The 24408-nt window shown below is 62.4% G+C and carries 27 protein-coding genes; 12 read left to right on the top strand and 15 right to left on the bottom strand.

The genetic code is table 11. The annotated features are described in order from the left end of the window. Positions 1–134: 134 nt before the first annotated feature. The 3 genes from AC0L2D_RS01225 to AC0L2D_RS01215 all read right to left on the bottom strand — a co-directional run bounded on the left by AC0L2D_RS01225 (position 135) and on the right by AC0L2D_RS01215 (position 2320). Complete coding sequence (locus AC0L2D_RS01225; RefSeq protein ID WP_024501312.1) at positions 135–917, bottom strand: formyl transferase; 783 nt, start codon at positions 915–917, stop codon at positions 135–137. Positions 918–1010: 93 nt separating this feature from the next. Beyond that, a complete protein-coding gene (locus AC0L2D_RS01220; RefSeq protein ID WP_013531172.1) occupies positions 1011–1586 on the bottom strand; it encodes a DUF4893 domain-containing protein in 576 nt (191 codons plus the stop codon). A gap of 104 nt (positions 1587–1690) precedes the next feature. Beyond that, positions 1691–2320, bottom strand: a complete 630-nt coding sequence (locus AC0L2D_RS01215; protein WP_013531173.1) for a DUF1638 domain-containing protein — start codon at positions 2318–2320, stop codon at positions 1691–1693. A 63-nt stretch (positions 2321–2383) separates the two neighbouring features. Between AC0L2D_RS01215 and AC0L2D_RS01210 the strand changes: the two genes are divergently transcribed. After that, positions 2384–2524 (top strand): entericidin A/B family lipoprotein, encoded by a 141-nt coding sequence (locus tag AC0L2D_RS01210; protein ID WP_013531174.1) that lies wholly within the window; start codon positions 2384–2386, stop codon positions 2522–2524. A gap of 88 nt (positions 2525–2612) precedes the next feature. Here the strand turns inward: AC0L2D_RS01210 and AC0L2D_RS01205 are convergent, their stop codons facing one another. After that, positions 2613–3311, bottom strand: coding sequence for a corrinoid protein (locus tag AC0L2D_RS01205; protein WP_013531175.1), 699 nt, complete (start codon positions 3309–3311; stop codon positions 2613–2615). 272 nt (positions 3312–3583) lie between these two features. Here AC0L2D_RS01205 and AC0L2D_RS01200 point away from each other — a divergent pair, with 272 nt between their 5' ends. The 6 genes from AC0L2D_RS01200 to AC0L2D_RS01175 all read left to right on the top strand — a co-directional run bounded on the left by AC0L2D_RS01200 (position 3584) and on the right by AC0L2D_RS01175 (position 10153). Further along, positions 3584–5158 carry a trimethylamine methyltransferase family protein gene (locus tag AC0L2D_RS01200; RefSeq protein ID WP_024501311.1) on the top strand — a complete coding sequence of 525 codons (1575 nt, stop codon included), beginning with the start codon at positions 3584–3586 and terminating at the stop codon, positions 5156–5158. A gap of 89 nt (positions 5159–5247) precedes the next feature. Beyond that, complete coding sequence (locus tag AC0L2D_RS01195; protein WP_473540162.1) at positions 5248–5943, top strand: hypothetical protein; 696 nt, start codon at positions 5248–5250, stop codon at positions 5941–5943. Between the two features lie 102 nt (positions 5944–6045). Then, positions 6046–6723 carry a FadR/GntR family transcriptional regulator gene (locus AC0L2D_RS01190; protein WP_013531178.1) on the top strand — a complete coding sequence of 226 codons (678 nt, stop codon included), beginning with the start codon at positions 6046–6048 and terminating at the stop codon, positions 6721–6723. Beyond that, complete coding sequence (locus tag AC0L2D_RS01185) at positions 6720–8018, top strand: CynX/NimT family MFS transporter (protein ID WP_473540161.1); 1299 nt, start codon at positions 6720–6722, stop codon at positions 8016–8018. Before AC0L2D_RS01190 ends, AC0L2D_RS01185 begins: the two co-directional genes overlap by 4 nt. Before the next feature lie 110 nt (positions 8019–8128). Continuing rightward, complete coding sequence (locus AC0L2D_RS01180; RefSeq protein ID WP_473540160.1) at positions 8129–8866, top strand: dienelactone hydrolase family protein; 738 nt, start codon at positions 8129–8131, stop codon at positions 8864–8866. Positions 8867–8974: 108 nt separating this feature from the next. Then, positions 8975–10153, top strand: a complete 1179-nt coding sequence (locus tag AC0L2D_RS01175; RefSeq protein WP_473540159.1) for a BaiN/RdsA family NAD(P)/FAD-dependent oxidoreductase — start codon at positions 8975–8977, stop codon at positions 10151–10153. A gap of 2 nt (positions 10154–10155) precedes the next feature. Here the strand turns inward: AC0L2D_RS01175 and AC0L2D_RS01170 are convergent, their stop codons facing one another. From AC0L2D_RS01170 to AC0L2D_RS01145, 6 genes are read right to left on the bottom strand one after another with little or no spacing between them, the layout of a single operon-like run. Further along, positions 10156–10563: a DUF1801 domain-containing protein gene (locus tag AC0L2D_RS01170; protein ID WP_013531182.1), complete on the bottom strand. Its 408-nt coding sequence runs from the start codon at positions 10561–10563 to the stop codon at positions 10156–10158. Between the two features lie 40 nt (positions 10564–10603). After that, positions 10604–10996 carry a VOC family protein gene (locus AC0L2D_RS01165; RefSeq protein ID WP_013531183.1) on the bottom strand — a complete coding sequence of 131 codons (393 nt, stop codon included), beginning with the start codon at positions 10994–10996 and terminating at the stop codon, positions 10604–10606. Between the two features lie 39 nt (positions 10997–11035). Further along, entirely contained in the window at positions 11036–11476 is a 441-nt protein-coding gene (locus tag AC0L2D_RS01160; protein ID WP_473540157.1) for a DUF1801 domain-containing protein, read from the bottom strand. Between the two features lie 12 nt (positions 11477–11488). After that, entirely contained in the window at positions 11489–11710 is a 222-nt protein-coding gene (locus AC0L2D_RS01155; RefSeq protein WP_473540156.1) for a hypothetical protein, read from the bottom strand. A gap of 54 nt (positions 11711–11764) precedes the next feature. Beyond that, positions 11765–12190, bottom strand: coding sequence for an SRPBCC family protein (locus tag AC0L2D_RS01150; protein WP_473540154.1), 426 nt, complete (start codon positions 12188–12190; stop codon positions 11765–11767). After that, positions 12187–12510 carry an ArsR/SmtB family transcription factor gene (locus AC0L2D_RS01145; RefSeq protein ID WP_013531187.1) on the bottom strand — a complete coding sequence of 108 codons (324 nt, stop codon included), beginning with the start codon at positions 12508–12510 and terminating at the stop codon, positions 12187–12189. The genes AC0L2D_RS01150 and AC0L2D_RS01145 overlap by 4 nt, the downstream gene beginning before the upstream one ends. A gap of 156 nt (positions 12511–12666) precedes the next feature. On the opposite strand from AC0L2D_RS01145, the gene AC0L2D_RS01140 reads away from it, so the two are divergent. The 3 genes from AC0L2D_RS01140 to AC0L2D_RS01130 all read left to right on the top strand — a co-directional run bounded on the left by AC0L2D_RS01140 (position 12667) and on the right by AC0L2D_RS01130 (position 15826). After that, positions 12667–13227 carry an RNA polymerase sigma factor gene (locus tag AC0L2D_RS01140; protein ID WP_013531188.1) on the top strand — a complete coding sequence of 187 codons (561 nt, stop codon included), beginning with the start codon at positions 12667–12669 and terminating at the stop codon, positions 13225–13227. A 2-nt stretch (positions 13228–13229) separates the two neighbouring features. Continuing rightward, positions 13230–15344, top strand: a complete 2115-nt coding sequence (locus AC0L2D_RS01135) for a vWA domain-containing protein (RefSeq protein WP_473540153.1) — start codon at positions 13230–13232, stop codon at positions 15342–15344. A gap of 212 nt (positions 15345–15556) precedes the next feature. Then, positions 15557–15826, top strand: coding sequence for a hypothetical protein (locus AC0L2D_RS01130; RefSeq protein ID WP_024501300.1), 270 nt, complete (start codon positions 15557–15559; stop codon positions 15824–15826). A gap of 15 nt (positions 15827–15841) precedes the next feature. On the opposite strand, the gene bmt is transcribed toward AC0L2D_RS01130, so the two are convergent. Next, positions 15842–16864 carry a betaine--homocysteine S-methyltransferase gene (gene bmt / locus AC0L2D_RS01125; protein ID WP_063173709.1) on the bottom strand — a complete coding sequence of 341 codons (1023 nt, stop codon included), beginning with the start codon at positions 16862–16864 and terminating at the stop codon, positions 15842–15844. A 132-nt stretch (positions 16865–16996) separates the two neighbouring features. Next, positions 16997–17854 (bottom strand): helix-turn-helix domain-containing protein, encoded by an 858-nt coding sequence (locus AC0L2D_RS01120; protein WP_013531192.1) that lies wholly within the window; start codon positions 17852–17854, stop codon positions 16997–16999. 230 nt (positions 17855–18084) lie between these two features. Between AC0L2D_RS01120 and AC0L2D_RS01115 the strand changes: the two genes are divergently transcribed. Both AC0L2D_RS01115 and AC0L2D_RS01110 read left to right on the top strand, forming a co-directional pair. Then, entirely contained in the window at positions 18085–19095 is a 1011-nt protein-coding gene (locus AC0L2D_RS01115) for a fatty acid desaturase (RefSeq protein ID WP_024501297.1), read from the top strand. Positions 19096–19187: 92 nt separating this feature from the next. Then, positions 19188–20015 (top strand): phosphate/phosphite/phosphonate ABC transporter substrate-binding protein, encoded by an 828-nt coding sequence (locus tag AC0L2D_RS01110; protein WP_473540152.1) that lies wholly within the window; start codon positions 19188–19190, stop codon positions 20013–20015. Here AC0L2D_RS01110 and AC0L2D_RS01105 read toward each other — a convergent pair. Genes AC0L2D_RS01105 through AC0L2D_RS01095 form a run of 3 tightly spaced genes read right to left on the bottom strand, consistent with a single transcriptional unit; the run spans position 19980 to position 24397 of the window. Then, complete coding sequence (locus AC0L2D_RS01105; protein ID WP_027160491.1) at positions 19980–21335, bottom strand: M24 family metallopeptidase; 1356 nt, start codon at positions 21333–21335, stop codon at positions 19980–19982. The two genes, AC0L2D_RS01110 and AC0L2D_RS01105, sit on opposite strands and share 36 nt — an antisense overlap. A gap of 9 nt (positions 21336–21344) precedes the next feature. Further along, complete coding sequence (locus AC0L2D_RS01100; RefSeq protein WP_473540151.1) at positions 21345–23915, bottom strand: GcvT family protein; 2571 nt, start codon at positions 23913–23915, stop codon at positions 21345–21347. Beyond that, entirely contained in the window at positions 23912–24397 is a 486-nt protein-coding gene (locus AC0L2D_RS01095; RefSeq protein ID WP_473540150.1) for an endonuclease domain-containing protein, read from the bottom strand. The genes AC0L2D_RS01100 and AC0L2D_RS01095 overlap by 4 nt, the downstream gene beginning before the upstream one ends. Positions 24398–24408 lie beyond the last annotated feature (11 nt).

Genomic DNA, 24408 nt, shown 5'->3' with positions numbered 1-24408 from the left:
CGCGCATTCAAAAGCGACGCATTTTGATGTCGTAAAATGAAAGGTGGGTTTATTCGTTTGCGGCGTGTGCCGGCGCCCGGTTCAGCGCGTCGGAAACGCTGGCGCGCAGTATGCCGTCCAGGACGAAAAACGCGCTACCAGATGCCAGTTCTGAGGCCCGTCCAGACGTAGAACCAGATCGTCGGATGATACCAGAGTTTCGAAGGCAGGCCGGGATCGATCGTCGTGAGTTTTCCAGCCAGTGCATCGCTGACAGCCTCGACGCAGATGTCGCGCGAGAACGCCGTCTGGCGTAGCGCGTGACTTGAGATGGTGTCGCCTTTTTTCGATCTGCCGCGCGCCTGCTTCAGCACGCCACCAGTGTCGACGCCAGCGTCGACGAGGTGGACAGTCGTGCCGAAATTCTCCGCATCGCCTGATACCAGAGCCCAGTAGCCGCCATTCATGCCGCGATATTTCGGCGTGATGCCCGCATGGTAGTTGAGCACCGGGCAGGGCATTTTGCTCAGCATCTCAGCCGAGATTAGTCGGCAACCGTTGAGCAGCACAACGCCTGGCCGGATCTTCTGGATCGCCTGCAGGCACTCAAGCCCATTGGCCGAGGCTACCTGGATGATCTCCTGGCCTGGTCGCGGCTCAACCTCCAGCTTCTCCTCGGCAATCAGTCGCGCGCTATGGCCGGCCAGGAATCGCTTGCCCAACCTACTCAGTACCATCGTGCCAAGCTGGCCGATGGCGGAAATCCAGCCTTGGCGGCGAGCCCGGCCACGCAGCAATTGCTTTTTGGATTCAGGCGTTTCGAGGACGACGCTGACAGGACCTACGCGGTCGGCGATTGCATTGATCATAGCCCAGACATGCTGGCCGCCTCCGGTGACGACCACGATCGGACGCGTATTGGATTCTGATGCTGCCATGGATCTTGCCCCCTCCAAGCAACCGTTCTCGACAATAGACGGGATGCTAGGGTGTCCGGGTTAATCCTTGGTGATCAGCTCTTCGATACACAGTCAGCGCTTGAATTCGATGATATCGAGCTTCGATTCATAGTAGGGCGCCGGAAATTCGATGCGCCATTCCTTGGCGCTGTTGCGGAAGGCGTAGCCGACCTGGTCGGTTTGCGGACCGCTGCCATAGGGCTTTGCCGGATCGCTGTTGACATAGAAGGAGCCGAGATAGATCGCGCGTTTCTCGCCATCGTCGAAGAAACGGCCCCTGGTGCGCTGCGAGCCGCTGATCTTCTCCAGCCGCCAGCCGGAACCGTCATCGGTCACCTTGCACTTGAACCAGCCATAGATGACGAGCGGCAAAGGTCCGCCGGCCTTGATGGTGCGGCACTGCCAGTTGCCGGTCAGGTCCTTGTCGGAAAAGGCCACCAGCGGCTTTGCCAACAGGGCATCGAGTTGCTTGACCTCGGCCGGGTTGCCTGTCTTCGCCTCGGCAAGGGCTGCCTTGCGGGTCTCGCCATATTTGTCGAGCCGCGTCTTGTCGGCCGGGGTGATGAGTTTCTGTATCTCGCCGTCGGCATGGGCGGGCAGGGCCAAACAGAGGAGGCCGAGTGCAGCTATCAAGAGGCGAGGGGTCATCAGTGCGTTTCCATGGCTGGCAGTCTGTTTGCTTGTGGCGCACACCTTACCCGTCCACGGCGGCCTGTCATCTAGCCTTGAGTCATCGCGGGGCAAGAATTGCTTCAGGCGCCTGCAGCCGCCTGCGCCATCCCGGCCGTCAGGTCGCCATAACCGGTGGCGCGGCGTTCATAGACGAGACCGAGCATTCTGGCGGCTTTTTCGGCGACCTTGTCGAGTTCCGGATCGTTGGTCTGGGCGAGGTAGATCAGCTTCTCGTAATTGCCGAAATAGTCCTTGATCAACTCCGGGTGCTTGTCGAGGCCGAGCGGTTTCATGAAGAAAGCGTCGAACTGCCGGCAGAGGAAGTCGGTCATGTAGAACGACATCATGTCGTCGTCTGCGACTTTCGCATAGGCCTCCATGCCCTGGTAGAAGGCGAAGCAATGCGGGCCGGCCATGCGCTCGACGCCATGCTTCTCGCAGATGCGGTCGAGCAGACCGCCGGTGCCGCAATCGGCATAGCCGACGAAGATGTTGCTGTAGCCTTCCGTCTTGGCTTTTTCGATCGCCTTGTCCATGGCCGGTGCGATGCGGTCCGGGTAGAAATGGAATTCCGCCGGCAGGCAGGTCAGGTCGAGGTGATCCAGCCCGAGCTGTTCCTTGACGGCCAGAACTTCGCGCGCAATCATCCCGCAGGCGATGACGAGCAGCCTGTCGTCTTGATTCGGTTTCGTTTTTTGCGTCTTGGCCATGGAACCAGTCGAGCGGCCTTCGTTGTTGTGGCGCTAATTTATCTGTTGAGGGAGACACCGTCCATGAAACTGCTGCGCATCACGCCGATTGCCATCCTGGCCTGCGCCTTGGCCCTTGCGGCCTGCGCGAACACCGTCCGTGGCGTCGGCAGGGATGTCAAATCGACGGCCAAGGCGGTCGAGGACACCGTCACCAAGCCCTGATCCGCACGCGGCCACCTTATCATCTGGTAACAAAAAAGCCGCGCTGCAAGGGCGCGGCTTCTCCTGTCGTCCAGGCCGAATTGGCCAATCAGGCCGAAGCGCGCACATTGTGCTTGCGCTTCATGAAGTCCTTGGCGGTCTCGACCGCCACCGCCGCGTCGCGGCAATAGGCATCGGCGCCGACGGCCTTGCCGAATTCCTCGTTCAGCGGTGCGCCGCCGACCAGCACGACATAATCGTCGCGGATGCCCTTTTCCTTCATCGTGTCGATGACGACCTTCATATAGGGCATGGTCGTGGTCAGCAGTGCGGACATGCCGATGATGTCGGGCTGGTGCTGTTCGATCGCATCGAGATATTTCTCGACCGCATTGTTGATGCCGAGATCGATGACGTCGAAGCCAGCGCCCTCCATCATCATGCCGACAAGGTTCTTGCCGATATCGTGGATGTCGCCCTTGACGGTGCCGATAACCATCTTGCCTTGCTTGGGCGCGCCGGTGGCGGCGAGCAGCGGGCGCAGGATGAACATGCCCGCCTTCATCGCATTAGCGGAAAGCAGCACTTCCGGCACGAACAGGATGCCGTCGCGAAAATCCTCGCCGACGATGCGCATGCCTTCGACCAGCGCCTCGGTCAGCACCTTGTAAGGCGCCCAGCCGCGCTCGAGCAGGATGTTGGTGCCTTCTTCGATCTCTTCCTTCAGCCCGTCATAGAGATCGTCGTGCATCTGCTGCACCAACTCGTCGTCGGAAAGTTCGGAAAGGATGATCTCGTCGTCGGACATTTGTATCGAGCTCCTGCCGGCATCGCGACCATGTCGCAAGGCACATATCTTCGCGTTCATACCTAACCCGCTGAGGGCATGTATCCATAGCTGATTTGCGACTTCCCGCAAAAGGAAAGCGACCGTAACTCTCTTGGAATTCTTGTCGATTTTGCGACAGGCGTTGGCGCTGGCGGGCCGTTTCGAATAGGGTGCATGGCTACGATCTGGCAAGAAGCGGCGAGAGCAGCCGCTATGGATTCCAGACAAGAACAGATTCAGGGAAGAACACCATGAGCGAACACGCGGCAGTCGATCAGGAAGCGTCAAACGCGCGACGTGGGCGCGGCGCCAGCGGCGGGGCTGCTGCCCGGCGGGCCGCGCGTTCGGGCGGAGGCCCGGGCACGCAGCTCACCTACATCAAGCGCAAGATCAACGTTTACGAGGTGCTGGACGAGGAAGGCCTGGCGCTGATCGAGAAGAACACCGACACGGTGCTCGAGGAGATCGGCATCATCTTCCGCGACGATGCAGAAGCGCTGCAACTGTGGAAAGAGGCCGGCGCCGACGTCAAGGGCGAGCGCGTGCATTTCCCGAAGGGGCTGTGCCGTTCGCTGCTCAAGACCGCACCGTCCGTCTACACCCAGCACGCCCGCAATTCCGAGCGTTCGGTGCAGATCGGTGGCAATGCCACCGTGTTCGCGCCGGTCTATGGCCCGCCCTTCGTGCGTGACCTCGACGGTGTCAGGCGCTACGCGACGATCGAGGATTTCCAGAATTTCGTTAAGCTCGCCTATATGGCGCCGTCGATCCACCATTCGGGCGGCACGGTATGCGAGCCGGTCGATGTGCCGGTCAACAAGCGCCACCTCGACATGATCTACAGCCACATCAAATATTCCGATAAGCCGTTCATGGGCTCGGTGACCGCGCCGGAACGCGCCGAGGACACCGTCGCCATGGCCAAGATCGTGTTCGGCGACGATTTCGTCGAGAACAACACGGTGCTGACCAGCCTGATCAACGCCAACTCGCCGATGGTGTTCGACGAGACCATGCTCGGTGCGCTGAAGGTCTATGCGCGCCACAACCAGGCCTGCATCGTCACGCCGTTCATCCTCGCCGGCGCGATGAGCCCGGTGACGGTTGCCGGCACGCTGACGCAGGTTCTGGCCGAAGTGCTGGCCGGCGCGTCGTTCACGCAGCTCATCCGGCCAGGCGCGCCGGTGCTGTTCGGCACCTTCGCCTCGTCGATCTCGATGCAGTCCGGGGCGCCGACCTTCGGCACGCCGGAGCCGTCGCTGGTGTCTTATGGCGCCGCACAGCTGGCGCGCCGTCTCGGCCTGCCGTTCCGCACCGGCGGCTCGCTCTGCGCGTCCAAGGTTCCGGATGCACAAGCGGCTTATGAAAGCGCCAACACGCTGAACTCGACCATCCTGGCCGGCACCAATTTCGTGCTGCACTCGGCCGGCTGGCTCGAGGGCGGGCTGGCCTCCTGCTACGAAAAGTTCATGATGGACATCGACCAGCTCGGCATGACGCAGAAATTCTCCGAAGGCGTCGACCTGTCGGAAAACGGCCAGGCGATGGACGCCATCCGCCAGGTCGGGCCGGGCAGCCACTATCTCGGCTGCGACCACACCCAGGCCAATTTCCAGACCGCCTTCTACCGCTCCAACATCGCCGACAACAATTCCTACGAGCAGTGGCTGGCCGAAGGCGAGAAGACAGCGCCGCAGCGCGCCAACGAACTCGCCCGCCGCTGGCTGGAAAGCTATGAGGCGCCGCATCTCGATCCGAGCATCGACGAAGCGTTGAAGGACTTCATCGCCAAGAAGAAGGGGTCGATGCCCGACGCCTTCACTTGAAAGGAGCCCGAGTCAGGCGGGGCTAAAGTCGCCAACATCATCCACAAGGAAGTCTGGCGGAGCGCGTTCTCCGATCCGGACAAGAAGGGATGATTACGCCCGCCGGCAGCGTTGACCGCATTGCTGCGGCGCTTCTCGCCAACGGCCTTGTTCTTCGCGGCGGCTTCAATTTTACGCCAAGCGATGTGCCGCCAACGGGATCATCGGGTGCGCCGGCAGCGGCCGTCCTGCTGGTGGGGCAGGCGGGCGCGGCACCCTGGCCGCATTTCCTGCGTTGGTGGGAGCAACAGCCACAGGCAATCGCCAATCCGCTCGACACATGGTCGCGCGAAGTGATCGGCGCCGTGGCGCAGGATTTTGGCGCACGGGCGATTTCTCCGTCGGACAAGCCCTATCTGCCGTTCCAGCAATGGGCGATGCGGGCGGAGGGGCTGAAACCGTCGCCGCTCGGCATCCTCATGCATCCGCGCTACGGGCTATGGCATGCCTACCGCGGTGTGCTGCTGTTTGACGACGAAATTCCAGTTCAAGTTGCCGAGGCAGCGCCTCACCTTTGCGATAGCTGCGTCGAGAAACCCTGCCTGAAATCCTGCCCGGTCGACGCCTATTCCGCGCAAGGATTCGCTTATCAATCCTGCCTCGCGCATGTGGGGGGAGCGCATGGCGAACCCTGCCGCAGCGGCGGTTGCCTCGATCGCAATGCGTGCCCCGATGGCGCGGGGTATCGCTATCCGCCGGAGGTCCAGGCGTTTCACATGGCGAGCTTCGCACGAGCCACCAGCTGATCCGTTCCCATTCCGTGGTGCTCGTTGGCTTCGATGAGCATCTTGACGGCAGCTAGAAGCAGGCCTATTCATCAAGTCATCTGATGACTTATGAATAGGCCTATGCAACCCGCCACCAGAACCAATCTCACCGATAGCGCCACCAGCAGCCTGCGTGCGGAGATCGTCAGCGGCCGCTGGGGCGTCGGCGAGCGCATTCCCAATGAGGCAGCCCTGACCGACCTTCTGTCGGTCAGCCGCGGCACGGTGCGCGAGGCGGTGCGGGTGTTGGTCTCGCAAGGATTGCTGGATACGCGCCAGGGCTCGGGCACATATGTGCGCTCTACCGTCGATGCCTCTGCCGCGCTCGACCGGGTCAAGCGCACCGGCCTGCGCGATCAGTGGGAGGCGCGGGCGGCGCTCGACCTGGAGGCGGCACGGCTCGCCGCCATGCGCCACACGCCAGCCGATCTTGAGACGATGCGGCAACTGCTTGCCGAACGCGGCACCGTCGCGGGCGGCGGAAGCGATGCCTTCATCCGGCGCGATCTCGCTTTCCACAAATCGGTTGTCGCGGCGTCCGGCAACAAAGCGATGATGGAGCTCTACGACTTCTTCACCGCCGCCATCACCGAGACCATCCATGCCACCATCGACGGCGATCTGCCCGAGCCGGACCACCAGGCGCATGCGGCTATCGTCGACGCCATTGCCGCGAGCAATCCCGAGCGCGCCGTTGCCGCCGTTCGCGCCTTCATGGCGCCGGTGCTTGCCCAACTTGAAAGACTGCTTTCGCAATGAACCAGAGTTTTCGTCAGCCTGACCCGACGGCGCAATCCGCCGCCATCGAGGGTCTGGAACTCATCGATGCCGAGGCCGACAGCCTGCCCGTGCCGCAGCCGCCTGAACTGCGCAGCCGTGCGGCGCGCATCGTGCTTGGCGCGAGCCTTGTGCTGATCGCCTTCAGCCTGCGGCCGCTGTTTTCCAGCCTGTCGGTACTGCTGCCCGAGGTGATGCAGGCAACCGGACTCTCGACGACGGGCGCCAGCCTGCTGACGACGCTGCCCGTTCTGTGCCTGGGTCTGTTCGCGCCCTTCGCGCCAAGACTTGCCCAGCGCTATGGAGCCGAGCGCACTTTGCTCAGGGCGCTCACCTTGCTGGTGCTGGGAACCGGCCTGCGCTGGTTCGGTACGGTTCCCCTGCTGTTTGTCGCCACCTTCCTTGCCGGCGGCGCCATTGCCATCGGCAATGTGCTGCTGCCGGGCCTGGTGAAGCGAGATTTCGCCGACAAGGCCGCCGTCATGACCGGGCTCTACACCATGGCGCTCTGTGCCGGCTCGGCGGCCGCCGCCGGCTTCACACTGCCGATCGAGCATTTTGTCACCGGTTCATGGTCCGGGGCACTTGCTGCCTGGGCGGTGCCTACACTGGTCGTGCTTTTGATCTGGATTCCGCAGGCGCTGGGCAGCCGTCGGCAGGTCAGTCATCGGGGCTTTCGCGTCGTTGGTCTCTGGCGCGATCGCCTGGCTTGGCAGGTGACGCTGTTCATGGGCCTGCAGTCGGCACTTGCCTATTGCATCTTCGGTTGGCTGGCGCCGATCTTGCGCGAGCGTGGCTTCGATGCGGCCACCGCCGGCGCCATGGTTTCGGTGTCTGTCATGGCGCAGGTCATCACCTGTCTCGCCGTGCCGTCCTTCGCGATGCGGCTGAAAGACCAGCGCGGCATCAATGTGGCGCTCGTTGCCACGGCGGTGATCGCGCTGCTCGGCATTCTGTTCGCACCGACCTCGACCGTGCTGTTCTGGGCGATCCTGCAAGGCATCGGGCAGGGCGGCCTGATCGCGGCTGCCATGAGCCTAATCGTGCTGCGTTCGCCGGATTCGCATGTCGCCGCGCATCTTTCAGGCATGGCGCAAGGCGTCGGCTATGTGCTGGCGGCATTCGGCCCGCTGCTGGTGGGCCTGATCCGCGACTGGACCGGCAGTTTTTCGGGAACGGCGTTCCTGTTCGTCGCGCTCGGGCTTGGCGTAGCCATTATGGGGCTCGGTGCCGGCCGCGCGCTGCATGTCGGTGCGCGGACGGTGCGAGAAGGCTAGCAATAGCGTCACGCAATCCCGCACGAAATTTTGACTGCCATGCTCAGGGAGCGCCTTGCCGTATAGGCTTGCGCGGATATGTATCGCGCATCTGTCGAACGGAGCGAGCGATGACGAAACACGACCTTCAGATCAAGACCAGGGATGGTGTTGCCAATGCCGGGCTTTTCCGCTCGGCAAACGCATCTCCTGCCAAGGCCGGCGTCATTCTCTATCAGGACGCCTTTGGTCCGCGGCCGGCGCTCGACAGTATGGCCGAGCGACTGGCGAACGAAGGCTATGCGGTGCTGGTGCCCGACCTGTTCTACCGCAATGCACCCTACGGGCCGTTCGACGCCAAGACCGCCTTCGCCGAGGAAAAGACCAAAATCCCGCTGATGGCGCTGGTCACCGGCACGACGCAGGAGATGACCATCCGCGACAGCGGTGCGTTCCTCGATGCGCTTGCTGCCGAGGGCATCACCGGGCCGATCGGCACCATCGGCTATTGCATGGGCGGCGGTCGATCATTGAATGCGGCTGCAACCTATCCCAAACGGATAAAAGCGGCCGCAAGCTTCCATGGCGGCAATCTGGCCGGCGACGCCGCCGACAGCCCGCATCGCAAGGCAGCCTCGATCAAGGCGCGCGTCTATGTCGGCACATCCGGCGTCGACAGGAGTTTCCCGCCGGAACAGTCGGCGCGCCTGGCCGAGGCGCTCAGGGTTGCGGAAGTAGATCATGTCATCGAGAACTATGCCGGTATGGCGCATGGCTGGTGCGTGCCCGATCATAGCGTTTTCAATGCCGCGGGCGCCGAACGCCACTGGAAGCGCTTGACGATGCTGTTCGCAGAGACGCTGATCTGAGCCTTTGCTTGGCTGTTCTTGCCTGTTGGCTGTCCGCCCCGTTCGCGGTATCAGGCAGCACAAATGCGCTGCGCCGGATGAGTGGGCCGAGCGGGAACGAACAGCCTGATGCAATCCTATGATGTCGTGATCATCGGCACGGGTGCCGCCGGAATGATGTGCGCCGTGGAGGCGGCCAAGCGCGGCCGTTCTGTGCTGATCCTCGATCATGCGGCGGCGCCTGGCGAGAAGATCCGCATCTCCGGCGGGGGCCGGTGCAATTTCACCAACATCCATGCCAGCCCGAAGAATTTTCTGTCGGGCAATCCGCATTTCTGCATTTCGGCGCTCAGCCGCTATACGCAACGCGATTTCATCGCCCTCGTCGAACGCCACCGCATCGCCTATCACGAAAAGACGCTTGGGCAGTTGTTCTGCGACGGCTCCGCACGCCAGATCATCGACATGCTGGTCTCGGAAATGCAGGACAAGGGCGCCGAACTGGTGCTGTCGACCAGCGTTGAGGATGTCCGCAAAATCGTGGAGGGGTTTGTGCTCACTCTCTCCACGGGCACGATTGGCTGCCAGTCTCTGGTCGTGGCCTGCGGCGGCAAGTCGATCCCCAAGATGGGGGCGACCGGTTTCGGCTACGAGCTTGCCGAACGGTTTGGGCTTGCCATCGTCGAAACGCGGCCGGCGCTGGTGCCGCTGACCTTTGACGCAAACACGCTCGAAGGGCTCGCGCCGCTGGCCGGCAACGCCGTCGACGCGGAAGTCGCCTGCGGCAAGACGCAGTTCTCCGAAGCGATGCTGTTCACGCATCGCGGCGTCAGCGGACCATCCATCCTGCAGATCTCGTCCTATTGGCGCGAGGGCGACGAAATCCGCATCGCCATGCTGCCGGGAGTTGATGTGGCGGACCTCATTCGTAGTGCCAAGCGCGGTAATGGGCGGCAGGCGGTGCAGACCGTGCTGGCAAATCACCTGCCGAAGCGGCTGGCGCAGTCGATCGCCGAACGAACCGGCATCGACGGCAACCTCGCCGATCTTGCGGACGCCCAGATCAAAACCATAGCTGCCGCAGTCAATGACTGGCGCATCAAGCCTGCCGGTTCTGAGGGCTACCGCACCGCCGAAGTGACGCTGGGCGGGGTCGACACCAACGGGCTGGACCAGAAGACGATGCAGGCGAAATCCGTGCCGGGCCTGTTTTTCATCGGCGAAGTCGTCGATGTCACGGGTTGGCTGGGCGGCTATAATTTCCAGTGGGCATGGTCGTCGGGCTGGGTGGCAGGCCAGGCAGCATAGACTTACTTCCGTGGCTCCGCCCCAGTAGCTGCCGGCGCCTTTTTCTTCTTTTTGGCCTTGTTGTAATCGATGGCGGCGCGGACGAGCTCTTTCAAAGCGCTCTCATTGAGCGTGTCGCCCTTGAACACATCGATAGCCCGCCACACCTTGCCGCCAAAACCATTGTTGAACAGCCTGTCGGGATCCGGCAGGCTGGCGCCATGGGAAAAGGTCAGCTTCACCTTGTCCTTGTGGGCGTTGCCGACCACGATGTTGCCGTCGAGGCACCATACCGGGCTGCCCATCCACTTCCACTCCTCGATGATGTCCGGGTCGGCTGCAAGGATGGTCTTGCGGATGTCGGCGAGCGTCTCGCCGCGCCAGTCCGAGAGACCGGCGATCAGCTGGTCGATCTGTTGCGAGGGGGTCATTTGGTGTCTCCTGTGCGTCGACGCGTTCAACCGCTGCCTGTCACCAGCGCGCCAGTTGGGTAATCTGAACGAGGTTGCCGCAGCTGTCGTTCAGCTGGGCGATGGTTGAACCGGTCACCTCGGTCGGCGGCATGGTGAACGCGCCACCCTTCGCCTTGATGCGCTCGTAGTCGCCCTTGACGTCGTCGGTGAAAAACATGACCGCAGGCTGACCCTGCTGGAAGATGGCTTCCTGATAGGCTTTGGCGGCCGGGTTGTCGTTGAGCGCGAGCTGCAGTTCGGTTCCATCAGGCTCTTCAGCCGAGGTCACTGTCAGCCAGCGATAGGGCCCGTTGCTGAAATCGGCCTTCTTGGTGAAGCCCAGCACGTCGGTGTAGAAGCGCAATGCGTTTTCCTGGTTGTCCACATACACGCTGGTCAGCTTGATCTTCATCGCTCTTTCTCCTCTGTCGTATTCTTGCGTCTGTGGCCGCTACGGGGTCCAGCCGGGCAGGGCGGCGGCCTGCTTGATCCATTCCGCCATTTGCGCCTCGTCGAACCGGTCTTCGCGGATGTCGATCCAGCGCACATCCTTGCTCTTGGCCGTGCCGCCTGGTGGGATCGGTTGCAATGAGATGCCACTGAAAAAGGTCATCTTCACATAGTGGGTGAATACATGGAAACTCGCGAACCAGCCCTGGCCTTCGATGCCGTAGAACGGTGAGTTCCATCGCACGGCCTTGCGGACGTCAGGCACGTTGCCCGCGATGAGCGCGTCGAGGCGCTCGCCCAGGCCGCGCTTCCAGTCCGGCATCGCAGCGATATAGGCCTGCACCGGGGCGTCGCCGTCGCCCTTGGCGATTTGCGGGTTGCCGCCGGAGAGCAGCACTGGCGCAGCCTTGGCTTCGGTCGATTGTCCCTGCGTCTTGGCCACTCTGCCCCACTCCTACCCGCCGGCACGCTGCACGCCGCGTCGCTTGGCGGCATAGGGCAGCACGAACATGTACAGGCCGCTGAGCAGCAGCAGGAGGAGCGGCAGGAGCGGCGAGTAGACCACCCAGGCGGGAGGCTGCCTGAATGCCATGGTGGCGAAGTTGGCGATGACGGTCAGCGCAAAGATGATCGACAGCCAGCGATGCATTTGCCGAACCCACTTGTTCCAGTCCAATAGATCCTCCTGTCAAAACAGCCGGTGCGGACCACCGATCCGCACCTGCGGGTTTCAATCTATCCGCGCCAGGACCTGACTCAGATTTGCAAAGTACTGCCGCCACCCGCTCGTCGCGCCCCGATACGCCTGCTCCTGATCCGGCCGGAAGCCGGACTGTTCCATACGCAACCGGGTGCCTGTGCTGGTTGGCACGAGGGTCCAGGTGACGACACTCTCAAGGCCATAGGCCTGCCACGTGTAGGACAGTGTCTTGTTCAACTCGACGGCTGTTACCTGACAGTCCACAACGACGCTTACGTCAGGTTGCGGTTCCTTCCGCAGCTTGAAACGGTGGTCCACGACTGGCTTGAAGTCGTTCTTCATCAGCCATTCCTCGATCAGATGCGGTTGGGTCAGCGCGCGCCAGATTTTTTCCGGCGGATAGGGGATCTCACGTTCGACGATGACAGAGCGCGTTTCGGTCGCAATGTTGGTCATTGGTCCATTCTTTTGAGCAAATTTTCGAGATCGTCGAACCGGCTCTGCCAGAACGCGTTCATCTGGTTCGTCCAGTCGGTCAGTGGGGAAAGTGCTGCCAGTTGGGCGCTGTAATGGGTCTGCCGTCCTTGATGGCGATCGCGCACCAGCCCGGCCTGCTTGAGCACGCCGAGATGCTTCGACACTGCAGGTTGAGAGACCCCCGACTGAGCCGTCAGGGCGCCGACCGTCTGCTCGCCTTGCCGGCACAGGCGCTCGAAGATCGCGCGACGCGTCGGATCGGAGAGCGTTCTGAAGAGGACATCGTGAGCATTCGTCATCCGGGATCGATAACCCTGTGGCTATTGATTTACGTATAACTGTCGAGATATGGATATGTCAAGCGGGGGTGTTGGCGGTCCCGATCCGGCGGTTTCCAAAAAAATCTTTCCATTGCCCCAAGGATTAGCCATTAGCCTTCGTCCAACAGGCAAATGATGGCGATGATGCTGGATGAGAGCGAAGCCTCCGACGCCGAACTGATCGGGCGGGCGAAGGGCGGAGACAGGAGGGCCTTCAGCACATTGCTGGAAAGGCACTATGACTTCGTCTATCGCGCCGCCTATCGCTGGTGCGGCAGGAAGGCCGATGCCGAAGACATCGCCCAGGAAGTCTGCGTCAGGCTGGGCAAAGCGATCCGCGACTATCGCGGCGGCGGCGCCTTCACCACATGGCTCTATTCCGTGACGATGAACGCCGCGCGCGACGTGATGCGAAAGTCCGCCCGCGAGACCGTCAAGACCGAGGCCTATGGCGTCCATGCACTGATCTCGGGCGAGGCGTCGGTCGAACCGGAAGACCCTGCCGAAGCGTTATGGGCGGCCGTCCGGCGATTGCCGGACAAGCAGCGCGACGCAGTTTTGCTGGTCTATGGCGAAGGGTTGAGCCATGCGGCCGCGGCCGAGGCGATGACAATCTCGGAGACGACGGTTTCCTGGCACATCCATGAAGCGAAGAAACGGCTGAAGACGCTGATGCGCGCGGCCGGGGAAGTGTGACCATGGTTGACGACAACGAACTCAGCAGACTGCGCGATATAGCAGCGCCGGCGCCCGCCAAGGATGCCAAGGCACGTGCTTTCGAAGCCGCTCTGCGCGCATACGATCAGGAAAATATTTCTGCCGTTACCCAAGGATCGGCCGGCGGGCTTCGTCTCACAGAGCGAGCACAAAAGCTCTGGAGCGAGATCATGCAAAAGAAACTCATTGCCACGCCGGTTCTTGCCGGGCTCGTCGCCCTGCCGATCGCCGGATACGCCACCTTCCATATGCTGAGGGAACAGCCGCCGAAATTCGGCGGCGACGAGAAAATCACCGAGACGCTGGCCGACAAGCCGGCGACCGTGAAGCCGACGCCCGCCGAGCCGAAGCCGGCTCGCAGCGAGCTGGAGAAAGACAAGAAGGCCGACGCCGATGTGGAAAGCCGCGACGCGGCCGATGCGCTTGTGGCGCCGGCCTCGCCGCAGAAATCCGAATCGACCGTTGCTTCCGGCGCGGCACAACAGAATGCACTGGAGCGCGGTGTGCTGGCCGAGCCTGCGCCACCGGCACCGACAGGCGAATTCGCATTGGATGGCGCCGTAAGTGCGCCCAGCACGTCGCGGGCCCGCATGCCGGCCGAGTCCAAGCTGATGGCGCCGCAGCAGCCGTCGACCTTGCCGGCCGACCAGATGCAGCCGCAACCGGAAAACCGCGACCGCATCGAGGATTTCAAGACCAATCCGGTGCATGCGGCACTCGAGGATCCGGTCTCGACCTTCTCGATCGACGTCGACACAGCCTCCTATTCCTTCGTGCGCAGCTCGCTGAAGCAGGGCACCCTGCCGCAGGTCGATACTGTTCGCGTCGAGGAGATGATCAACTACTTCCCCTATGACTGGAAGGGTCCGGAGTCGGCATCGACACCATTCAACTCGACCGTCAGCGTCATGCCGACGCCGTGGAACACGCATACCAGGCTGATGCATGTCGCCATCAAGGGTTTTGACGTCAAGCCGACCGAGCAGCCGAAGGCCAATCTGGTCTTCCTGATCGATGTCTCGGGCTCGATGGACGAGCCGGACAAGCTGCCGCTGCTCAAATCGGCTTTTCGGCTGCTGGTCAGCAAGCTGAAGGCCGACGACACCATCTCGATCGTAACCTATGCGGGTGACGCCGGCACGGTCCTGGAGCCGACCAAGGCGTCCCAAAAGGACAAGATCCTCAGTGCCATCGACAATCTGACGCCCGGCGGCAGCACGGCCGGCGAGGCGGGCATCAAGGAAGCCTACAGGCTGGCGCAGAAATCCTTCGTCAAGGACGGCGTCAACCGGGTGATGCTCGCCACCGACGGCGACTTCAATGTCGGCCAGAGCGACGACGACGATCTGAAGCGGCTGATCGAAAAAGAGCGCAAGACCGGTGTCTTCCTGTCGGTGTTCGGCTTCGGCCGCGGCAATCTGAACGACCAGATGATGCAGACCATCGCCCAGAACGGCAACGGCACCGCCGCCTATATCGACACGCTGGCCGAAGCCGAGAAGGTGCTGGTCGAAGATGCATCGTCGACGCTGTTCACCATCGCCAAGGACGTCAAGATCCAGGTCGAGTTCAATCCGAACAAGGTCTCGGAATATCGCCTGATCGGCTACGAGACCCGCGCCTTGAACCGCGAGGATTTCAACAATGACCGCGTCGATGCCGGCGATGTCGGCTCGGGCCATTCCGTCACCGCGATCTATGAAATCACGCCAAAGGGCAGCGGCGGCGAACAGATCGACGCGCTGCGTTATGGCCAGGCGTCGGTGGACAATGGCGGCGTTGCCAATGCGGACGAATATGCCTTCGTCAAGATCCGCTACAAGCTGCCGAATGAAGACGTCTCGAAGCTGATCGCCACGCCGGTGACCTCGGCCAACGAGATCTCGTCTTTCGACCAGGCCAGCACCGACCAGCGCTTCTCCGTCGCGGTCGCCGCCTTCGGCCAGAAGCTGCGCGACGAGGATGCGACCGCGAAGTTCGGTTACGACAAGATCATGGAGATCGCCACTGCCGCTCGAGGAGCCGACCCGTTTGGGTACAGGTCCGAGTTCCTCTCGCTTGTGCGCCTTGCCTCGGCGCTGGGCGGTAATCGGTAGTGGTGATGACGGCCGGTTTCTTTCAGATGGGATCGTTCTGACAGGGGAAACCGACCGCGGGCGGGTGAGGCATGCCGGCGAGGGATTCATTCCCTTGCCGGCCTTTTTTCGGAGAATCTCCAGGTCGTTAAATTGCGCGGCATTTCCGGTAGCGGATCGCAACCCCCTGCTTGTTACGCAGGACAGGTGTACCGGGCTTGAGGGAGCCGAAATTGCAGATCAGGACTATCGCCAACTCGACACCGCCGGCACGAGATGCTTCGGCGGTTTCATCGGCCCCATCATCGGAATCCAGGCGTATCAGTGACGATGTCGCGCAGGCGCGCCACACCGCCATGTCGGCGCTGACCAATGACCGCTTCCGCATCATGCTGGAGCAGATAACCGATCCGGTTTCATCCGGCGCGCTGATGACGATGCACAGCGACAATGTGGTCGACTTCAAGTCGGCGCAGTCGAGCTACGCCGACAATAGCGAATAATCGAAACCGATAAGCTCAGGCCCGGCTGCGGCGGCGCTCGCGGCGGGCTTCGCTGGTCTCGGCGGTATTTTCCGTCGCCACCTTGTTGCGCATCGGACCGATGCGCTCGACGATCGCGGCAACCGTCGGACGATCCGCCTTGGTGTGCGCGTCGAGCGCCTTGCGCATGGCGGCAAGGTGCTGGAACGAGGTGCCGCAGCAGCCGCCGATAATTTTGGCGCCGCCATCGACGGCGAGCCTGACATAGTCGGCCATCAGTTCGGGTGTGCCGGAATAATGGATTTCGGTGCCGCGGAATTCGGGAATGCCGCAATTGCCCTTGACGATCACCGTTGCCTCCGGCTTCGCCTCGGTCATGTCGAGCAGCGAGGCCAGGATGTCGGACGCGCCGACGCCGCAATTGGCGCCGACGCCAAGCGGCGCCTGCGACAGCCCGTCGGTGACGCCGTGGATATCCCTGGGTAGCAGGCCCATCATGGTGCGGCCGGCGGTGTCGAAGGAACCGGTATAGGTGTAAGGCAGGCCGACGCGGATGGCAGCCTCGGCGGCGGCGCGGATCTCGTCGGGAGCAGACATCGTCTCGATCCAGGCGACTTCGGCGCCGCCTTCCTTGAGACCCTCGATCTGCTCGGCGAAGGCGTCGACCGCCTCGTCATAGGTCATGGCGCCGAGCGGCACCAGCAATTCGCCGGTCGGGCCGACCGAACCGGCGACGATCACCTTGCGGCCGGCCTTGTCGGCGACAGCACGGGCGATCTCGGCGGCGCGCTTGTTCAGCGCATGCACACGGTCCTGCGCATGATGCAGCTTCAGCCGGTGGCGGGTGCCGCCGAACGAGTTGGTGAGGATGATGTCGGCCCCGGCATCGACGAAATTCTGATGCAGGCTGGTGATGGTGTCGGGCGCCGTCTCGTTGAGCAGCTCGGGCGCCTCGCCGGCTTCCAGCCCCATGGCGAACAGGTTTGTGCCGGTGGCGCCATCGGCCAGCAGCACGCCCTTTTCGGCCAGCAGAGCATCGATCGGGTTGGTGGTCGTCATCGGATTGGCTTTCATGTTTCGAAGTCGAAATAAGGATATAAAGAAGTCTTTATGTGTAGTCAATGGAATGGCGGCAACGCGGCCACCAACGCGGAGGCCGGTTTCCGTCCGAAGGATCATTGTTGCCGAAGATCAGACAGTGCCTGTTGGGAACGACATGCCGGCCAGTCTGTGCGCGAAGCCGGACGCCTCGTGCGCATTGATGTCGGCGGCCCGGATCAGATTGTCGAAGTGCTGGATCAGCGTCTGGATCGGCTGAGTGGCGTTGAGCACCAGATACATGTCGCCGACATAGATGGCGGCGCGATAGGGTCCGAAGATGGTGTAGGGGATCGAATAGCGCATCCGCCCGTCATAGAGAAACAGCCGGAAGGTCGGGTAGAGGTCGTCGAGCAGCGTCGCCATGTGCAGCAGCTGGGCGCGCCGGTCGGCTTCGGGGAAACGGTCCCAGACACCCAGCCCGCGGGCAAATATCTCCAGCGTGTGGCGCGGCATGCAGACTTCCATGTCGGTCTCAGGCCGCCTGTTGTAGTCGATGCGGTATTGCGTTTCGCCGGCCTGCGCCAGGCGGCTCTTGTTGGCGATGCCGGCTTCGTAGTCGACCAGCGCTTCGGTGCGCAGAAGATCGGGAATGCCGGCAGGCACGTAGCGGATCTTGGTGCCTGCCGCCTCGGCATGCCATTTGGCCAACAGCGTGCGGTCGAAACCATCCGGTGCCTCTTCGATCTCCAGGCTTTCGCGGATTTCGCCGGTGAGACCTTCGTCCTGGCTGAGGCCGAGGAGCCAATCGAGCGACACCTTGAACTCGGCGGCGATGTTGAGCAGTGTTTCGGCGCGGGGCAGGCGCGTCGAGGCGCCCGACAGCAGTTGCGACAGCGCCGAGCGGTCGATGCCGACCGCGGTTGCGAAGGCCGACTGGTTCAGGTCGGAGCGTGTCAAGAGCATTTTCAGTCGCTCGCGGAAGATCGTCGACAGATCGCGCTTGTCCATGTCCGTGCTCCACCTGGATTGAGGAAAAATTTGCGCCGGAACCGCTCCGAGGGTGGCGTTAGGCGTAAATGAATCCCTAAGTATGTTTACAATGTATAACATGTGCGGTCAAAAATGCGCAATCGCAACAGTTTGTGCACTTTGTCTCGTTGAGTGGAATCATTTCTCCTGACACAATGCTGTCAGGAATCAATTGGGATTCCGGCGACTGAGGGGCAGTGGTCGATAGCATGACGAGCAAGAGCATCAGGCGACACAGCGTACGGGCCATTGAGTGGCCAACCGTGGTACTCGCCTTCTTCTGCTACGCGACATGGCTCGCCACCGGTTTCCTGCTCTGGCCTTCCTATCCCGTCCTGGCGCTCGCCGTCCTCGCCTTCACCGCCGCATTGCAGTCGTCGATCATGCACGAAGTGCTGCACGGGCATCCGACGCGCAACGCGCGGGTCAACGAAGCCTTCGTGTTTCTGCCGATCGGTCTGGTCTGGCCGTTCCGCCGCTTCAAGACCATTCATCTGCGTCACCACGCCGACGAGCGGCTGACCGACCCGCTCGATGACCCGGAAAGCTATTATCAGGCGCTCTGGCAGCATGACGAGCTGCCGCCGACGATGAAATTCCTGCTCAAGATCAACAACACCATGGCAGGCCGCTTCGTGCTCGGCCCGTGGCTGTCCTGCGTCGGCTTCTTCATCGACGATGCCAAGCAGGTGATCGCCGGCGACAAGCCGATCCGCAAGGCCTGGCTGCTGCATGCGATCGGCCTGGCCGTCGTGCTGCCGATCGTTCAGTTCGGCTTCGGCATCCCGCTGTGGCTTTACATTCTGGTGCCGGTCTGGCTCGGCCAGTCGCTGATCTCGATCCGTACGTTCGCCGAGCATCAATGGTCGGAACATCCGGAAGGCCGCACGGTGATCGTCGAGCGCTCGCCGCTGTCGTTCCTGTTCCTCAACAACAATCTGCATTTCGTCCATCACAAGACCCCGACCGTGGCCTGGTACAAGCTGCCCAAGCTGTTTCGCGACCGCCGTGAGGAATGGCTGCGGATGAACAATGGCTATGCCTATCCGAATTATTTCGCGCTGGTCAAAGCCTATGCGTTCAAGGCGAAAGAGCCGATCGTGCACCCGGTGCTGCGGCGTGCGCCTGAGCCGGGCAGGGCCTTCAAGCCGCGCATCAGGGCGCGCAGCATCAGCGGGCTCGGCAGTGCGCCGGTTCCCGCCGAGCCGCCCAAGGAATAATTCCGGCCTACCCGGGAATCCGTGTCGGCCAATTCTGATTGGACGCCGCGTTTTCGCGATCCTTTTTCCAGACATGATGATTTGATATCGGCATGAGTGAATTGGTTGCGGCGTTGCCGATGTATGATTGGCCCGAAGTGCGCGATGAGGTCGACGCGCAATGGGTGCTGCTGCGCGATGCGTTTCGGCAAAAGGGGATCGACGCGCCGGAAGCCATCGTGCGGCGCAATGGCGACCTGCCGCCGGTGCCGGGCGGAATTCGCGATGCTGCCGGTGCATTGATCGCACCCGATCCCGCGACATTGCCGCCGGATGAACTCGATTTCCATAGATTGTGGCTGCATCCGTTGCTGCTGTTCGCGCAGACCTGCTGGGGGCCGATGGAACTTGGCCTGTCCAGGCATGTGCAGGTGGTCGGCCAGCCGAGCTATGACGCCTATGAAGGCGGGCAGGGCGAGCTCTATTCGAGCGCTCTGGTGATGCGGATAGGCGAGGGACCGGAAGTTCGATCGCCTGCGGATGGCAGCGCTCTCATCCCGCTCGATCTGATCCGCGGCAAGCGCTTCACCTTCAACAGCCTCGATTCCATGTCGGGCATCATTGCGCTGACGCGCGACCTGCAAGCGGCCGGCGAAGGCTTGGACATCTTTTCGTCGCGTAGCGAGAGCGGCGGTCACCGCGCTTCAATCGTCGCCATTGCCGAGGGCTGGGCCGATGTTGCAGCGATCGACTGCGAAAGCTGGGCGCTGGCGCAGCGCTTCGAGCCAGCAGCGCGGAAAGTCGCGATCGTCGGCTGGACCGGACGGCGCAAAGGCCTGCCGTTCATCACGGCGAGGGCAACACCGGAAAAGACAGTCAGGGCAATGCGAGAAGCGCTTGCCGGACTATCCGAGCAGCCTCGTATCGAGCGGGTAGGTTGAGAGCTGTTCGTTGCCGGTCTCGGTGATCAGGATCTGCTCTTCGAGCTTGACGCCTTCGCGCCCGCCAAGCCGGCCGATATAGCTTTCCACGCACAGCACCATGCCAGGTTCCAGCACGCCGTCCGGCGTGTCCGATGTCCAGTCGCTGGCATGCGGCAAGGTCGGGTATTCATCGGCCAGACCGACGCCGTGATAGAGCACGCCGTAGCGCGTCGGGAAGCAGTCACCCGGCGGCACCGCCGAGGCTTCGACGAGGTCGCGAAACGAGATGCCTGGCTGCATCAGAGCCGTGTTGTGTTCGATCTGGTCGGCGGCGATGCGGAACAGGGCGCGCTGTTCATTCGACGGGTTTGCATCGCCGCACAGCCAGGTGCGCGACAGGTCGGCGCAGAAGCCGTAGGGGCCGATCAGGTCGGTGTCGAAGGCGACGAGATCGCCAGCCTCGATCTTTCGCGAAGAGCATTCCTGGAACCACGGATTGGTGCGCGGGCCTGACGTCAGCAGTCGCGTCTCGATCCACTCGCCGCCGCGCGCGATGTTGCCACGATGCAATTCCGCCCATAGCTCATTCTCGGAAATGCCCGGCTTCAGCGCCTGTTCCATCTCGCCCATCGCCGCTTCGCAAGCGACAATCGCCCGGCGCATGGCGAGGATTTCGTCCGGCGATTTGATCAGCCGCGCGTTCTCCATCACTGCTTCGCCATTGCCGATGGAAATGCCGAGGCGAGCCAGTTCCTCGACGCCTTCGGGATTGATGTGGTCGACAGCGATGCGGCTGTTGCCGCTACCATGTTCCCTGACCAAATCGGCTATTCCGGCGGCCCAACGGCGGACCTTTTGCTCGGTCAACTCACCGCCATAGAGATACATCCACGACACCGCCGGCCGCACCTCGTTGACGACGCCGGAATGGTCGGACAGGTGCTCGCAGGAAAAATAATCGAACAGCACCACCGGGCCTTCAGTGGCGACAAAGCAATGCCGCGTCGGATTGTGCGCCACCCAAAGCTGCATGTTGGTGCTGTCGGTGGCGTAGCGGATGTTGACGGGGTCGTAGAGCAGGGCGCCGGCATAGCCGCGCCGCTTCAGCTCGGCGCGGATACGCTCCAGCCGGTATTTTCGCATCGCCGCCAGGTCGGGCGCGGCAATGCCTGCCGCCGCCCACTCAGCCTCGGCCTGCGGGCCATAGCCCAGCACATGCTGGTTGAGCGAACCCGCCTTCTGGCGGGAGGCGTCGCGCAAAGCTTCGATCGAGCCCGGCTCGAACGGCATGATCTTGCGGTGGCGGCCAAAGCTGCCCTTCGGCCCCGCGCTGTCCATCGTCGAACCTCAGGTCCGCATCTTCTCGCCGCTCGGATCGAAGGGCGCTTCGACATTGATGCGGGCCGGGCGCCGGTGACCGAGGATCTCGATCTCGAACAGCCCGGCACTTTCGTCCTCGGCAAGCGCTGCGGGGATATAGCCCTGCGCCATCGACTTCTGCACATAATGCGCATAGCCGCCCGACGTGACCCAGCCGACCACGCGCCAGTCGCCGTCGACGATGCCGCGCACGGCGGATGCGCCTTCGGCAGCCTTGGAGCCACGTATTTCCTTGCCGCCCTTGTCGAAGCGCGGCGCGCCATAGCCATGCGGCTTTTCCACCGTGCCGTAGTCCTTGCTGACCTTGGCCCAGATCGGCTCGTCGCCCATGACATCGGCGTCGGCGGCATCGACGATGAAGGAGACGCGGCGCAGCTTTGGCCCCTCGGCCTGTTTCTTGGCGGCGGCCTCGCGGCCGATGAAGTCATTCTTCTCGAGCTTGATGAAGCGGTCCATCGCGCCTTCGAACGGTCCATAGATCGGCCGCAACTCGCGGAACCAGGTCGGAAAGTTCTTTTCGAGGCGCATGGAGAGCAGAGCGCGCATGCCGAAATCGACAAGGCCGAATTCCTCGCCGGCGTCCTTGATTGCTTTGTAAACCAGGCGTTCGTAGGCCGGCGCCATCCAGATTTCATAGCCGAGGTCGCCGGTGTAGGTGATGCGGTTGACCATGCAGGGCGCCCCGCCAACAGCCATCTCGCGGAAATCCATGAAACGGAAGGCTTTTGTCGAGACGTCGACATCGACCAGTTTCTGCAGCAGGTCCCGTGATTTCGGCCCGGCGATCGACAGGCCGACCAGCGTCTGGTCGAAGCGGTGGATGCGCACCGTTCCGTCCTTCGGCAGGTGCTTCTCGAACCAGCGCATGTGGTATTTCTGCGCCGCCGAAGAGCCCCAGATCATGAAGCGGTCTTCTGCCGCCTTGGCGATGGTGAAGTCGCCGATCAGCTTGCCGAACTCGTTGAGCATCGGCGTCAGCACGATGCGGCGGGTCTTCGGCATGCGGTTGGTCATCAGCCGGTTGAGGAAATCCTCGGCCGCGGGTCCCGAGACTTCGTATTTGGCAAAATTGGCGATCTCGGTGACGCCGACGCGCTCACGCGTGGCGCGCACTTCCTCGCCGATCGGCCCAAAATCGTTGGAGCGATGGAAGGAGACGATATCCCTGGGTTCCTTGCCTTCAGGTGCGAACCAGAGCGGGGTTTCGAGGCCCCAGCTGTCGCCCATGACCGCGTTGTTGGCCAGCATCGTGTCGTAGAGCGGCGTCGTCTGCGCCGGACGTGCCGCCGGCAGTTCCTCATTGGGGAAGCGGATGGAGAAGCGGCGCGAATAGTTTTCCCGCACCTTGGCGTTGGTGTAGCGCAGGCCGGCCCATTCACCGAAGCGTGTAACATCCATGCCCCAGACATCGAAGCCAGGATCGCCATGCACCATCCAGTTCGACAGCGCCAGACCGACGCCGCCGCCTTGGCTGAAGCCGGCCATCACGGCGCAGGCGCACCAGAAATTGGTCAGGCCCTGCACCGGGCCGACCAGCGGGTTGCCGTCCAGTGCGAAGGTGAAGGGGCCGTTGATGATCTGCTTGATGCCGGCCTTCTCGATGCCGGGGAAATGCTTGAAGCCGATTTCCAGCGACGGCGCGATGCGGTCGAGGTCGGGGGGCAGCAATTCATGGCCGAAATCCCACGGCGTGTTGACCGGCGACCATGGCTTACAGGCTTTTTCATAGGTGCCGAGCAGGATGCCGTTGCGCTCCTGGCGGGTGTAGATCTCGCCCTTGAAGTCGAGCACGCCGATCATTTCGCGGCCGGTCGACTTGTTGAATTCCTCGACCTCCGGCATCGGCTCGGTGAGCAGATACATGTGCTCCATGGCAAGAACCGGCAGCTCGACGCCGACCATGCGGCCGATCTCGCGCGCCCACAGGCCGCCGCAGTTGACGACATGCTCGGCTTTCACCGTGCCCTGTTCGGTGACGACATTCCAGGTGCCGTCGACCTCCTGCGTCAATTCCACGACGCGGTTGCGCAGCACGATCTCGGCGCCGAGTTTTTTCGCCGCCTTTGAATAGGCGATGGTGGTGCCGGACGGGTCGAGATGGCCTTCGACCGGATCCCACATGGCGCCGACGAAATTGGTCTCGTCCATCAGCGGGAACATCGCCTTGGCTTCGGAAGGGGTGATCAGCTCTGTGTCCATGCCGAGATAGCGGCCCTTGGCGTGGGCAAGGCGCAGGAAGTCCATGCGCTCGGGCGTATCGGCCATCATCACGCCGCCGGTCAAATGCAGCGAGCAGGACTGGCCGGATATCTCCTCGATCTCCTTGTAGAGCTGCACCGTATAGGCCTGCAACTTGGCGACGTTGGGGTCGCCGTTCAGCGTGTGGAAGCCGCCCGCCGCGTGCCAGGACGAGCCGGATGTGAGTTCAGAGCGCTCGATCAGCATGATGTCGGTCCAGCCGGCTTTGGCCAGGTGGTAGAGAACCGAGCAGCCGACGACGCCGCCGCCGATGACAACCGCTTTTACGTGAGATTTCATCTGGATAGGTCCGTGTTTGAAGAGATTGAATCGGGTGAGCGGGGTGTGAAAACAAAGCGGAGATCGGATGCGGCCGTGTTCTCGGCCAGGCTGCCATCAAGCGCGGCGAGGATGGTTTCACAGGCCGGAGTACGATGTTTCAGGACGTCATGGTTCCAAACACGCAGGATCGAATAGCCCTGGGCACGCATGAAATCGTCGCGGCGGCGGTCATATGAGCTGCCGGCGTGTTGGTGTCCGTCGACTTCCACGACAAGCCAATTTTCGCGGCAAGCGAAGTCCGCGTAGTATGGTCCGATAGAGAACTGTCGCGTGAACTTGTAGCCGCCAAGCTTGCGGGCCTTTAACTCAAGCCAAAGCAGCGCTTCGGCCTGGTTGTCACCTTGCCTGAGTTTTCTGGCTCGCGGGGTAGTGCCCGTTTTGCGACGGCTACGGGTTTCATGAGCGCCTTCCCCCACTCCGTCGCCGCTTCGCGACGCCACCTCTCCCCCCT

It is taken from the genome of Mesorhizobium sp. WSM4833, from assembly GCF_055811095.1.
Note: the sequence above shows the minus strand (reverse complement) of the source record. Positions and strands in the feature narration are given on the sequence as shown.